The organism is Alteromonas lipotrueae (assembly GCF_019249255.1).
In the GTDB taxonomy this organism is placed as follows: domain Bacteria; phylum Pseudomonadota; class Gammaproteobacteria; order Enterobacterales; family Alteromonadaceae; genus Alteromonas; species Alteromonas lipotrueae.
Map to the genome: position 1 here is coordinate 1 of NZ_JAESDJ010000018.1, position 14,182 is coordinate 14,182.

The following is a 14,182-nucleotide window of genomic DNA, read 5'->3' on the forward strand; positions in this document are numbered from 1 at the left end:
GTTGTAGCTAAGATTCTTTAATCTAAGCAAACCAAAGCATAAAAAGAAGGCGCTCATTTGAGCGCCTTTTTTGTGTCCGTAGGTTTAGTCGCCAGTAGAAGCCCATGTGAAACGCGGCGTGAATCCATCCATGGAGCCTCCGCAGCAGCATCCATGCTGCTGAGGGTTTCACATGGGCTTCTACTGCCGCCTCTGTCAACACAGTAGACTGTTTTTGGTATGATAAAGGTAACGACGTAAACCCATCTATGGGGCCTTCGCTACAGCATCCATGTTGTAGAGAGTTTTCGAGGCGCACAAAGCCCTTCCTTCTAAACGTGCCATCGTACTCAGATAGTGATTAATCCCATCAGAAATGCGGCGTGAATCCATCAATGGAGCCTGTGCAGTCGCATCTATGCTGTGGAAGGTTGTAGATGGGGGATACTCCTTCCTTGTAAACGCTAGCATAAACTATTGGAATAGTAGGGATAACCCATCCATGGGGCCTTCGCTACAGCCCGCATGCTGTAGAGAGTTTCCGAAGTGCACAAAGCCTTCATTCTATGGTGCTACTCACCAGTTAACTCTTCAAGTTTTGTGCGGTTGCGGCGGGACAACGTGAGTGTATCGCCAGAATTTAAAATAACTGAATAATCCCCTTTTTCATTGGGGCGGAGTTCAGAAATAGCGTGGCGTTTAACTATAGTCGAGCGATGGATGCGAATAAAATCGTCTGGATTCAGTTGCTCTTCCAGAATGGTCAGCGTTTCACGGTGCAAAACGATATTACCGTCTTCGAGGTGAAGCTCTGCATAATTTCCGGCTCCATTAATATATAATATGCAGTCAACGTCAACTAGCCGAATTCTACCTGGATCACGAATGACTAATCGTTGCCGGTAGCTATTTTTATTATCAATAATCTCTTTGATTACTTCGCCAATCTGGCTGAAATTACTTCGGCTTCCTTCAAGGAACTTTTGCTTCACTTTACTCAGTGTTTTTTCGAAGCGTTCGTCATCAAAAGGCTTCAAAATATAATCGATGGCATTAAGTTCAAACGCGGTAACTGCATAATCGTTAAAGGCGGTAACAAAGACAATAATGCTATTGCTCGGAAGTTCTCGAGCCACTTCAATGCCGTTTGATATTGGCATTTCGACATCCAGAAACACCAAGTCGGGTGAATGCAGTTTTCCGAGCTCTATAGCTTGTCGGCCGTCACTCGCTTCCCAAATATTTCCCACACCTGGGGCATTAGCTAGCAGCAATTTAATCGTTTCTCTGGCTAGTCTTTCATCATCTGCAACGAGTACATTAAACATCCATTTCTCCCGTCGGTATTGCTAGTTGAGTTTCAAACATGCCATTTTCAAGCGTACGCTGTTCAAGGTTAAAGTTATCAAACATTTTGCTAAGGCGTTCTTTGGTTGTGGTTATGCCTATCCCGTATCCTTGATGCTTGTCTTGCTCACACACCGCATTTAATAGGTTTATTTGCAACATGCCTTTCAATTTCGTTATACGAAGTTGAAGCGGGTTTTTCTTTGTATCGGATTGCGCCCCGTGTTGCACCGCGTTTTCAACTAAAGGGTGTAATAACATGTTTGGAATTTTCAAATTCATACAGTCTTCTGAAACCTGTATGGAAATATCCAATTTATCTTCGAAACGTAGTTTTTGGAGTGCGAGGTAGTTTTCTATGAATACTATCTCGTCTTTAACCTTAATGTTTTTGTCACCTTTGTGTCCAAGTATGGAACGTAACATCACACTCAATGAAGACAGTGCTACGACTGCTTCTTGTTGATGTTGCAATCGCACTAAGCTAGAAATTGTGTTTAATGCGTTAAATAAAAAATGGGGGTTTAGTTGAGTGCGAAGTGACTTAAGTTGCTCCTCTACCAATTCAACTTCAAGTCTTCCAATTTCCATGGTGGCGTTGAGATTTCTTTGATAAAGGCGTGTGCCAAATGCAATGCAAAGAATACTACCGTAAATAAGTAAATCGATGTGCGCACTACCAGATAACACTTTTTGTAGCGAAGTAATATTGTCGTCCCAACTCCTTGATACCAATAATCCGCGTATAAAAGTAGATGCAGTGAAATAAGCGAGCAGGAGCAACGTTCCCCCAATGAGATGTCCGACAATTTGATGTAAGGGTTTTACATCGTCCTTATCTAGTGTTCTTGTCAGAATAAATACAGCAGCCGTCAACCAAATCCAATTTAAGTACCAAGGGCTTAACAGTACCCAAGTTTTGCCCCAACTTAAAGCATACTCCGTTCCCAAAGCACTATTGTACTGCACGTAGGTGACTACGCTTAGTAGCGCAAACCATGTACAAATACAAGCGATCCAAAAATACCTCCCTAATAGGGGAGCCTGGGTATTTTTTTGCATTCCAATTTGGCCTCTACAATTATTTCGCTTAGTAACGTATTTAGCAGAAATACGTTTTTGCTTTAATTGGCGCGAAGAGTAGTCAAGTTGCCCGGTTACGGAGTCAACCGCATCATTTTCTTGTGAGAAATTTGAATGTATTAGCTGTGCATTATAATCACCGCCTTAGGGATTCATGCAATACGTTTGTTGTTAATTTTCATGTTTTTTGTAAAAGAATGTATCTTAGATAAGTTGGGGGGAATGCTATATAATTGATATATATTACTTTATTGTCTTTTTAGCTCCTGTTTACAATCTAATTTCCATTTGTCCCTCTGTTTCCGCCTTTTGTCACACGATAGTGGCACTTTACGTATATCACGTAGCGCAAAACAGTATTTCTCCCTAGGTTCACTTCAGATAGCTGTGCTATCGAAAAAACACAAAAAATGAACTACCAAAGGTAGTCTCCCAGGGAGCTAAATATGTACACAAAAACCAAGTTGGCCAATACGATAAAGATGTCCCTAGCTATTGGAACCGCATGCACGTTAGCAATACCTATCAAAGTACTGGCGCAAGACACTGCTGAACAAGAGCAAGCCATCGAAAAAATCGCGGTTACAGGCTCAAGAATTAAGTCAGCGGAACTCGCCTCAGCCTCGCCATTGCAAATACTCGACGCAAGCGATATTCAAGCGTCGGGGGTGGCAAATATTCAAGATTTATTACTCGAAAATCCGGCGTTTGGTACACCTGCTATCAGTCGAACGAACTCGAACTTCTCAACGGCTAGTGCCGGGGTATCAACAATCGATCTACGTGATCTGGATACGGCGAGAACGCTTGTTCTGGTTAATGGTCGCCGCTTTGTATCAGGTGTGCCTGGTAGCTCAGCGGTTGATTTAAATACTATACCTGCCCAGTTTATCGAACGTATCGAAATACTCACTGGGGGGGCATCAGCGGTTTACGGTTCTGATGCTGTTGCAGGGGTTGTTAACCTTGTGATGAAAGATGAATTTGAAGGCTTAGAAATGAATGCCCAGTTTGGTCGTTCTGCAGAAGGTGATGCAGAAGAGCGTCAAATTGCACTGACCACGGGAACCGAGTCCTCGGACGGTCGCGCGAGTATAATGGCGCATATTTCTTATACTGATCAAGGCTCGGTATTCTCAAGAGATAGGGAGCGCTCTGCAATTGACCAATTATCTGGAATCTATTTTGAAGATGATCCTGTTGCTAACCCAGATTCTATTTTTGATGCGGTTCAGCCTTTCTTTTCTTCGTTCCCTCCACAAGGACGATTTGATGCCGGCGGCACCCGCTATACGTTTGATTCTGATAATAATCTTCAAGAAGGTTTTTCAACTAATGGAGATGGTACGATAGGACCAGATGGGTTTAATCGATCTGCGTTTAGAACTATTGCAATCCCAACTGAGCGCTATTTGATGGCAGTAAATGGGAAATACGAGCTCAATGATGAGCATACCTTATTTTTTGAGGGGACTTACTCGAACGGTTCTACCACCACCGAATTAGAACCTTTTCCTTTTGCGTCTGACAACATCTATTCAGATGGGCTTGTGCCTTTAGAGTTTCTGGTGAATGGTCAATTGGTGGCAAATCCATATGTTCCTGACGCCATACTTAATTCGGCTGTTGATGGTAACGGCGATGGTGTTAAGGACTTATTTTTTGCTAAACGTTTACAAGACGTAGGTAACCGTGGAAATACAGCCCAACGAGACACATTTAGAGTACTGGTGGGAATGGATGGCGAGCTTTTCGATGATTGGTACTACGATGTATTCTACTCGTACGGTCAAACGAAAGAAGCGCAAGTTTCGAATGGACTGGTTAATGTTCAAAACTTCCGATATGCATTGGAAGCAATAACAGATGTAGATGATTTTGATGGCGATGGTATTACCGATGAAGCCATTTGCTTAGATGAAACAGCGCGGAGTTTTGGCTGTGTGCCGATTAATATCTATGGATTCGATTCTATTTCTGCAGAAGCAGCAGCCTATGTTTCGGCCCCAGCATTATTGTCTACAGAAGTTACGCAAGAAGTCATCGGAGGAAACTTATCTGGTGAAGCGTTCCAGCTTCCCGCAGGCCCCTTGGGAGTGGCGGTTGGTTTTGAGTATCGAGAAGAGTTCTCGCGCAGTGAGTTTGATGCATTGCAACAAGCGGGGCTGAATGCTGGGAATGCAATACCTGCTACTCAGGGTGAATTTGATGTGACAGAGTTTTATGTGGAAACACATATTCCTGTGTTCGAAGGGTTTAACATTAAAGCTGCCGTTCGGGCGTCTGACTATTCTACGGTGGGCAGCACGTCTAGCTGGAATGTAGGCTTCAATTATGCGCCAAACGATCAAATACGCTTTAGGGTTATTCAAGCTCAATCAACGCGAGCGCCTAACATCGACGAGCTTTTCCAACCTGATAGTCAAACATTTCCGACTGGCTTAATCGACCCGTGTGTGTCAAATACGTCATCGCGCTGTTTAGCCGATACGGGTGTGGCTGCTAATATTGCTGAAAATGGCAGTTTTACGTTGAACCAATCTGATATTCAAGGGATCAGTGGTTTCGATCGAGGTAATCAAAGTGTGACCGAAGAGGTTGGCACATCTACCACCGTAGGTGTTGTGTATACGCCCGAAAATATCTCAGTATTAGAAGATTTTGATTTCACAGTCGATTACTTCGATATCGAGATTGAAGACGCTATTGTATCGACACCTAGGCAATTCATTCTTGACCAGTGTTATGGCGGAGGCGATGAATCTTTTTGTGATTTTGTGACGCGTCGTCCAACTGCAGTGGGTAACAATAGTGCTGGATCTATCGAGTTCATAGATAGTGCGGTTTCAAACAGTGGTGGCGTTACCTTAGAAGGTGTGGATGTTACGGTGAACTACAGTACTGATGTGGGTGGCGGTGATTTATCAGCAAGACTCGCCTACACCTACTTAATAGATGGCGCAACCACGCCATTACCTGGCGCGGCAGAAGATCCGTTCGTGGGCGAAATAGGAACCTCAGAGCACAAAGCGTTCTTTAATTTAGGTTATCGTTACGACGATTTGAACGTGGTTGCTAGACTTACCTACATTGGCGCCGCGGATTTTGATGATCAGTTTTTGGCTGGATTTGACATCGCGCCTGGCGGTGTAGGCATCGATGCAGTCACGTACGTTGACCTGCAAGCAAGCTATCAACTGACTGATATTATAGAAATATACGGCGGTGTTGATAACTTATTCGACAAAGAGCCGCCTAAAATTTTATCTGGGGTAACCGGTAGCGATACGGGTACAGAAACCGACGCAGGTACTTACGACCCTATTGGGCAAGAGTTCTATTTAGGTGTGCGTGCTACGTTTTAATACTTTGTTTTAAAGGAAGTTAGTGTTTTTGACTAAGGTTAAATTCACTTTTAAAAGCCAGCACATGTTGCTGGCTTTTATGATTTTTATAAGTCGTAAAAGCAGGTTACCTCGCGAAAAATACCCTTTATCACACTAGATGGTAGGTTTATCACAACACACTGGTTAACTATTGCGATTCTTTTACACTGGTCAGCGTCGAAATGCAGTTTCGGCAAATACATTACCAAGTAGGTATGTATGTTAAACTGGACCTTCGGGCTGAAGTGAAAAACTTCAGCCCATTTTTTTGCCCGCCAATACATTCCCACCTTTGGGCATTTTCTAATGGGTCAGCCCCACTTATCGAATAAGTTTGAGAATAAATCTCATTTGCATTGAGTCGCTGTGTAAAATCTGTATTATCAACCACCTCGAACGATTGAATAGCCATGAATAAGGAATAGTAAAACATCTATGCGCTTCTCATTAGGCAGTATTAGACAATGGCATTGGATAAGTGGAGCGTGGTGTCTTGTCGGCATATTACTGTTTTCCTTAACGGGTATAACACTTAATCACGCTGCAGATATTCCTGCCAATAAAAAAGTGACTGAAATAGAAGCTACGTTGCCTGCATCTGTAATAGATGACTTTGTGGCGTTGCCAGAGGGTGACGCTGTTATTCCTTATGTCTTGGTGGATTTCGTATCTGATAAGTATGGTGTTGCTATCCCTGCTTCGGTGGTGGGTGAATGGGACGGTATTGAATATTATGCGTCGTGGCCCGGTCCGGGTACAGATAGTTGGGTGGCTGTAGATAGTGAACTTAAAATGGTCACTTTTGAGAGTGTGGATAGAGGATGGATTTCGTATTTCAACGATCTGCACAAAGGTAGAAATACAGGAGTAGTGTGGCCTTGGTTTATCGATATTTTTGCTGTTGCCTGCATTATTTTTAGTGTCACGGGTTTGCAGTTACTTATGCGTCATGCACCCAGTAGAGTATCAACTTGGCCTGTAACTGTTCTGGGCGTATTAATTCCATTTGTCATTTTGCTGTTATTTGTACATTAGCGGTTTTGGGACGTGAACTTGAAAAGGAGTGAAAAGATGAAAGTGCGAAATGGTCTTGCGATAGCGTCTGGTGCGCTAGGGCTTATGTTAGCCTCGCCAGTCTCTATGGCTGCGCAGTCAGTAACGCTTGATATAGCCTTACCTCAGCTAGATGTAGCTGAGTATCATAAACCGTACGTGGCTGTATGGATTGAAAACAGTAAGCGTAAATCGACTCAAGTCGCGGTGTGGTATGACGTCGATATGCGTGAGCACGAAGGTAAAGAATGGCTTAAAGATCTTAGGCAATGGTGGCGTCGTGGTGGTAGAAGTTTAGATTTACCTTTCGACGGTTTAACCAGCGCGACGAAAGGTCCTGGTGCGCACGTCATCGATACTCAACTTAATAGCGCCTTAGCGCAGTTGAGTGACGGAGATTATACCCTTCGTGTAGAAGCATCACGTGAAGTGGGTGGCAGAGAAGTATTGTCTATTCCATTTAGTCTCCCTTTATCAGCAGAAATACTCCCCGTTACGGTGGAAGGCAAATCAGAAATTGGGCGCGTTTCATTGCGTCTGGAAGATGAATAAACTCTCAGAGGACATTATGAAAAAATTATCAGTTACTACATCAATCGTGGCAATAACCGCAATATTAGCCGTGTCATTTTCTGCCAGCGCTCACCGCGCATGGATATTGCCAAGTTCAACAGTGCTATCAGGTGAAGATTCTTATGTAACGTTTGACGCCGCTATCTCAAATACTATCTTTCACCCAGATCATTTTGCAATGAATACTGACAACTTAGTCGTGACCGCGCCAAACGGGGAAACGATTGAGACTGAAAATAGAACCCGTGGAAAATATCGCACCACTTTCGACGTAAAGTTGGAAGAGGAAGGGACTTTTAAGATCACGTCTTTCAGTTCGGGTATACGTGCCTTTTGGAAAGATGACGAGGGTAAACGCAAAATGTGGCCTGGTCGTGGTGAGGCTTATGTAGCTGAAGAGTTTGCTTCATCAGTACCGAAAGAGGCATCAGAATTACGTATTACCCAAGGCTCTCGTCGAGTGGAAACCTTTGTAACCCTTGGTGAGCCTTCAGAAAAGGTATTTACACCAACTAACGAAGGCTTAGAACTTATTCCAGTAACTCACCCGAATGATTTGTTTGCTACAGAAGCCGCTACCTTTACTTTGCTTATCGACGGCGAACCTGCAGTGGGTGCAGAAGTTGAAGTTGTTCGTGGTGGTATGCGTTACAGAAATGACCAAGAAACGATTTCGGTAACCTCTAACGACGAAGGTCAGTTTGAAGTTATTTGGCCAAAAGCAGGCATGTATTTTGTCGAGATTGGTTATAAAGATGATAAAGCTGAAAAGCCAGCAACGGTAAGAACGGGAAGTTACTCAGGTACTTTCGAAGTGCTACCGCTATAAGCTTAAGCATTTACTGAGATACTTTAAAAGTACTATGACTGAAACTCACCGTTTACTTATTGCACTATCTAGCATCACGCTTTATGTGTTGTGGGTAGCGGTGATTTTTTATAGTAATAGGAAAAAGCGCTCCGTCACCGATCCCCTAACAGACAATACACATGTAAAGAGCCGCGATAGTAAAAATCAAACCCTTATTGTTTATGCCAGCCAAACCGGCACCGCCGAAAAGATTGCGCGGGCTAAAGCGGCAGCATTGGCTGAGCATGAAATGATTACTTTGGTTTCCATGGCTTCGTTAAATCTTGCGATGCTCGGCAACGTATCGAAGGCGCTGTTTGTAGTTAGCACTTATGGTGAGGGTGAGCCGCCGGATGCAGGCACTCGCTTTTATCACGCTTTGCAGCGAGCCAAAAAGAGTGGGGCCACACCTTTATCGAACTTGTCATACGAAGTTATCGGTTTGGGAAGTCGGGAATACAAACAGTTTTGCCGTTTTGCAGTGGCTCTTTATGAGAACGTAAGCTTACTGGGCGGTACGCCATTAACATCACTCACCACATTAGATAGTGGAAAAGGTGAACATTTAGTCCATCTTGATTCTTTAACGACTGAACCATCTGAACAAATGCAACCTTGGGTATTAGAACACCGAAAACAGCTCAATCAAGACGATACCCGTGGCTTATATGCAATAACCTTAAAGCAGCCGCCATCAGCCCGTGAGGCTGGTAAAGTGCCAATAGCTTGGGAAGCGGGGGATATCATTGATATTTACCCTGCCATGGCGCATGGGTACCTTTCTATGAAAGAGCCTTCGAGCCGGAACTTAAAAGAGCCTTCGAGCGAGAACTTAAGAGAGCCCTCGAGCGAGCACTTAAAAGAACCCTCAAGCGGGCACCCAAGAAAACGAGTCGGACGTTCGTACACCATAGCCTCGGCACCGCAAGAAAATGACTTGAAGCTGATAGTAAGAGAAGTACGAAAAGAGCATGGTGAACTAGGCTATGGCTCTGGTTTTTTAACGAGCAAATTGGCGATGAACCAGCCCGTATATGCGCAAATACGTAAAAACACGAATGCGGTTATCACCGATACGCAGTGTCCATTAGTGCTTATAGCGGCCGGAAGCGGTATTGCAGGCGTTAGAGCGCAACTTGCTAAACGAGCCATGCTTAAAGATGGCGGGCCAGTGTGGATTTTTTACGGTGAACGAAGCCCAGAAAAAGATGACATTTTGCCCAAAGCGCTATCTCCTTTTCACAATGCATCGTGTATTCATAAACGCTCGGTGATTTTTTCAAAGCCTTCTTTAGAGCCAAATATTGCACCAAATCAATATGTACAACACTTGATAGTAGAACAAGCTGATGCTTTGAAGGTATTCCTAGGTGTTAATGATAGTAGCGGTGTCAATTCCGAGGCTAGTCGCAACGCGCAAATTTATGTGTGCGGTCATTTTGAAGGAATGGGTAAGGGGGTTGATGCTGCCTTACAGGATGTACTTGGTAAACAGTACTACAGTATGCTTGTCGATAAAGGTCGATATCACAGAGATCTTTATTAAAACTAAAAATCCGCTTATCACCGTCAACATCTCCTATGCGTTTATAACTATTAAAAGTTTACCTCCGAAATATGCCAGCCAATTGCGTCTTTAACAAACGCATTAGGAAGTTGTAGATAATACTATTGCGGATAGCTATGAGTAAAAATACACAGGGTTGATTGGTATGGAGGCTGAAGGCATAACATAATGAGTTAACATTAAATTAACAAGCAAGTGTTATGGCTAAGATCCCGCGAAGCAAATCCAATGACCAGAACTCCAGCGAGTACAGCACAGAGATGGCGGCAACTCGGCGTCAATTCGTGAAAGATAAGACTGGCGCTGAAATGAATCATGTCGGTACATTTTCAATCGAGCCAGATACTTTGCCGGGCAATATAGAACACTTCACCGGTGTCGCCCAAGTGCCTATTGGGTTAGCAGGCCCATTGGTCATCGAGGGCGTAGATGCTCACGGGGAGTTTTATGTTCCAATGGCAACTACTGAAGGGACGCTAGTTGCCAGTTATAACAGGGGTATGCGGTTAACTGCTGAATCGGGGGGCGTTAAAACTACCGTTATTGATGATGCCATGCAGCGGGCTCCCGTATTTGTGTTTGAAGATGCGCGCGCTGCACTAGCTTTCGGGAAGTGGGTAACTGACAACTTCGAATTAATCAAAGCCAAAGCAGAGGAAACGACTTCGGTTGGTAAGCTGCGTGATATCGAGCAGTATGCCGTATCAAAAATGCGTTGGTTACGTTTTAACTTTACCTGTGGCGATGCGGCAGGGCAGAACATGGTTAGCAAGGCCACGCGACATGCTTGCCAATGGATGCAAGCGCAACACATAGCTGGGCTTGAACACTTTGCCCTATCGGGTAATTTAGATACCGACAAGAAACACTCTTTTGTGAATTCCCTACATACCCGAGGTAAGCGTGTGGTTGCCGAGGCCACTATTCCTGCTGATTTAATGAAATCATTAATGCATTGCTCGCCTGAAGCGCTATTCAAGCAACGCCAGTTGTCTAACATGGGGGCATTTGTGGCAGGCAGCGTGAGCAATGGAGCCCACTTTGCCAATGGGATTACTGCACTGTTTATAGCCTGCGGCCAAGATGTCGCAAATGTAGCCGAATCATCAGCAGGGTATACCTACAGTGAAATTACCCCGAATGGCGATTATTATTTTTCTATTACTATCCCTTCACTCGTCGTAGCATCTTATGGCGGTGGTACTGGGTTAGCTACGCAGCGAGAGTGCTTAGAAACGCTAGGGTGTTATGGCAAAGGTGGCGTGAATAAGTTGGCTGAGATCATTGCTGCTACTGTATTATGCGGCGAGCTATCGTTAGGTGCGGCGGTAGTGGCAGATGAGTGGGTATCCAGTCATGATGAATATGGTCGCAATCGCCCATAGCTTTTTTCGTGCAAGCCACTCGCGTAACTATTAATAATAGTGATTATTGTTGAAAAGTAACAATATACGGGTGAGTCTATCGGTTATAACAATCTTGATAATATAAAAGCGTTTTACGCATGAACCTACTTACCTTTTCCTTCGCCTTTTTCATTTTGGTGGTATCAATGACCTTTTCGTCTTCTACATCTGGGGCTTCTGACCACAACACTGATACGGCCAGTGCGAGTAAACAAAAGGCCGATACAGTCAAAATGTCAAATGAATCTCCATTAACAGTGTCAGCTAAAACGGTACCGCTGCCAAGTGCCGCAAGCGATGAACTTAAAAGCGCTATTTCCCAATACCCGATGCCATCGGTTGATGAAGTCAGTAGGAATACTCCTGAATCTGTAGCGCAGTGGCGTGAAATGATTCAAACAAGAAATGGGGAGCAAAAAAAGAAAATCAAAAAAATGCGCAAGCAGTTTGATGTTGATGTGTCTTTGGAAAAAATTAATGGCGTACCGGTCAGGCGACTTACGCCAAAGACAATTGCCCCTGAATTTAAAAACAAGGTATTTATTGACGTACACGGTGGCGCTTACGTGTTTTTTTCCGGGCTGCCCAGCATAGAAGAAAGCTTGTTAATTGCCCATAGAGTGGGTATTACAGTGATTAGTATCGATTATAGCATGCCACCTCATGCGCCATTTCCAGCAGCACTTAACGATGTAGTGTCGGTTTATAGCAGCGTGGCTGCAGAACATGGCGCACAGAACCTTTTTATAGGTGGCACATCTGCAGGAGCAGGCTTAGTGCTTGCTGCCGTGCAAACGCTTATTGCTGACAAACAACCGTTGCCATCAGCAGTGTATGCCGGCACCCCATGGGCTGATTTGACGAAAACCGGCGATACCCTTTATACCAATGAAGGTGTTGATCGTATTTTGGTGACATACCAAGGATTTTTGGAAGCAGCGGCTAATCTATATGCTGGAAGCGAAAGCTTAACCCACTCCTCTATTTCCCCTCTTTATGGCAATTTTGATGGCTTCCCGCCTACGTTTTTAATATCAGGCACGCGAGATATGTTTCTAAGTGATACGGTGCGGGTGAATCGGAAGTTACGTGATGTGCAAGTACGCACTCAGTTAGAGGTTTTCGAAGGGTTATCCCATGCCGATTACGTTGTTGCTTATGAAACCCCAGAATCTCACTCTGTATACCAAGAGCTTAAGCAATTTCTACTAAGCGTGTGTACTAAAAGTAGCGACTAACCGCCGTTAATGACGGTTAACAACTTAAATGTACGACCTAGCCGGTTATTGAATAAGCATTACCGGTAATGCGATACAAATACCAATAAGCACAACACACCAAGTAATGAGTGCCGCTATATTGGTTTTAGTGAGTACATCCTGGCGGGTGTTAATAAAGGGCTGTTTAACCTTTTTGTGACTAAGCCAATACACTCCCAGTGAAACACCGAGCGCGGTTGAAAAACCAATCACGTTCCACCAAAACCAAAATACATCTGGTTGGGCTAGCCACAGATAGATGTTTAAAAGCACGCCAGCAATAAGCCCAGTATTCACCTGCTTTGCCGAAAGGTGTTTTGTGCACACACCAAGAAAGAATGTCGCAAGAATAGGCCCGTAACATACAGAGCCAATCTTATTGATGGCCTCAATAATAGTAGGGGCAATATCATCTACCACAAAGGACAAACCCAATGTAAGCAAACCCCAAAACATGCCAACATACTTAGCAACCTGAAGGGTACTCTCTGGTGACAGTGTTTTGCCCGCAACTCGGCAATAATCTTCAACAGATACCGCCGCTAAGCTATTAATTGCTGAACTTAAAGAGGACATGGCCGCGGCTAAAATGGCTACTAACAACAAGCCTAAAATACCATTTGGTAGATAGTTAACAATGAAAATAGGCATCAGCCAATCAGGTTGGTCGGCAGGAATTTGTGCTAAAAATTCAGGGGTGGTCAGAGCCAATGTACCAATGATTAAGCCTGCAAAACAGTAAATAAGGGTGATAGGGAAACGTAAAAAGCTGGCGGTCATGATTATTTTCTTTAAATCACCTAGGCTTCTCGCTGACAGCGAACGCTGGGCTTCTGATTGGTCGCAGCCGTAATACGAAGCGTATAACACGATGCCACCAAAAATCATGGGCAGCAGGCCGAAACCTTCGCCATCAAACCCATAAGATGCGGTGTTTAGTGTAGTGAGTCGTTCAGGCTGCACTTGCTCAAGAAAGCTTGTCCACCCGCCTATGTGATATAGCCCAAAACCTAAACATACCAAGGCCCCTGCGACTATTAATACCATTTGCACAGCATCACCATACACTACGGCTTTCATGCCACCTTGAAGGGAATAAATGAGGGTTATAACCCCAATTAACAACACGCTTTGCCAGAACGCTAAGCCCATGGTGCTTTGCAGGATGATAGAAATCGCATAAATCATGACGGCGGTGGCAAAAGAACGGCTTATTTGAAACACCACGCTAATGAGAACCCGAGAAGAGCGGCCAAAGCGTTGCTCTAAAAAATCATAGACGCTGACTACGCCTGAGCGATACAAGGTAGGCAAGATAAAATAGAGTAGGGCTAGCATGGCAAGGGGAAGGGCAAGCTCGTATGACAACCAAATAAGACCGCCACCTTCTCTTAACCCCACAAAAGCAGGGGCCGAAATAAAGCTAACTGCAGATAGCTGCGTGGCCATAATGGAAAGGGAAAGTGGCTTCCAGCCCAGCTGTCGATTAGCAAGAAAGTAATCTTTTTTACTCACTTGCTTTCGAAACACAAACCCCATGATTAACAAACCCACGAGGTAGATAGCCACTACCGTGAAATCGACAAAGTTCATAGACGCTCACCGAGCAGATGCACAGCTATATTTGAAGTGTGTTGTAACTCGAGTAAAGCTGAAGTGAGAGCACCAAATACAAGCGT

General features: G+C 44.2%; 10 protein-coding genes. 7 read left to right on the top strand and 3 right to left on the bottom strand.

Going from position 1 to position 14,182, the window contains the following annotated elements:
• Positions 1 to 551: 551 nt before the first annotated feature.
• Complete coding sequence (locus KYS23_RS17995; RefSeq protein WP_159533651.1) at positions 552 to 1,307, bottom strand: LytR/AlgR family response regulator transcription factor; 756 nt, start codon at positions 1,305 to 1,307, stop codon at positions 552 to 554.
• On the bottom strand, positions 1,300 to 2,388 hold the full coding sequence (locus tag KYS23_RS18000) for a sensor histidine kinase (protein ID WP_218419684.1): 1,089 nt from the start codon (positions 2,386 to 2,388) through the stop codon (positions 1,300 to 1,302). Before KYS23_RS18000 ends, KYS23_RS17995 begins: the two co-directional genes overlap by 8 nt.
• 467 nt (positions 2,389 to 2,855) lie before the next feature.
• Here KYS23_RS18000 and KYS23_RS18005 point away from each other — a divergent pair, with 467 nt between their 5' ends.
• The 7 genes from KYS23_RS18005 (at position 2,856) to KYS23_RS18035 (ending at position 12,482) form a co-directional block, all read left to right on the top strand.
• On the top strand, positions 2,856 to 5,774 hold the full coding sequence (locus KYS23_RS18005) for a TonB-dependent receptor domain-containing protein (protein ID WP_159533647.1): 2,919 nt from the start codon (positions 2,856 to 2,858) through the stop codon (positions 5,772 to 5,774).
• 456 nt (positions 5,775 to 6,230) lie between these two features.
• Positions 6,231 to 6,830, top strand: coding sequence for a PepSY-associated TM helix domain-containing protein (locus tag KYS23_RS18010; protein WP_218398448.1), 600 nt, complete (start codon positions 6,231 to 6,233; stop codon positions 6,828 to 6,830).
• A gap of 36 nt (positions 6,831 to 6,866) precedes the next feature.
• Positions 6,867 to 7,400 carry a DUF2271 domain-containing protein gene (locus KYS23_RS18015; RefSeq protein ID WP_218419686.1) on the top strand — a complete coding sequence of 178 codons (534 nt, stop codon included), beginning with the start codon at positions 6,867 to 6,869 and terminating at the stop codon, positions 7,398 to 7,400.
• 16 nt (positions 7,401 to 7,416) lie between these two features.
• Positions 7,417 to 8,250 (top strand): DUF4198 domain-containing protein, encoded by an 834-nt coding sequence (locus tag KYS23_RS18020; protein ID WP_159533641.1) that lies wholly within the window; start codon positions 7,417 to 7,419, stop codon positions 8,248 to 8,250.
• Between the two features lie 34 nt (positions 8,251 to 8,284).
• Positions 8,285 to 9,817: an NADPH cytochrome P450 oxidoreductase family protein gene (locus KYS23_RS18025; RefSeq protein WP_218419688.1), complete on the top strand. Its 1,533-nt coding sequence runs from the start codon at positions 8,285 to 8,287 to the stop codon at positions 9,815 to 9,817.
• A gap of 221 nt (positions 9,818 to 10,038) precedes the next feature.
• Positions 10,039 to 11,223, top strand: coding sequence for a hydroxymethylglutaryl-CoA reductase (locus KYS23_RS18030; protein WP_159533637.1), 1,185 nt, complete (start codon positions 10,039 to 10,041; stop codon positions 11,221 to 11,223).
• Positions 11,224 to 11,342: 119 nt separating this feature from the next.
• Positions 11,343 to 12,482 carry an alpha/beta hydrolase fold domain-containing protein gene (locus KYS23_RS18035; protein ID WP_159533634.1) on the top strand — a complete coding sequence of 380 codons (1,140 nt, stop codon included), beginning with the start codon at positions 11,343 to 11,345 and terminating at the stop codon, positions 12,480 to 12,482.
• A 45-nt stretch (positions 12,483 to 12,527) separates the two neighbouring features.
• Here the strand turns inward: KYS23_RS18035 and KYS23_RS18040 are convergent, their stop codons facing one another.
• Positions 12,528 to 14,096: a sodium:solute symporter family protein gene (locus tag KYS23_RS18040; protein ID WP_218419690.1), complete on the bottom strand. Its 1,569-nt coding sequence runs from the start codon at positions 14,094 to 14,096 to the stop codon at positions 12,528 to 12,530.
• Positions 14,097 to 14,182 lie beyond the last annotated feature (86 nt).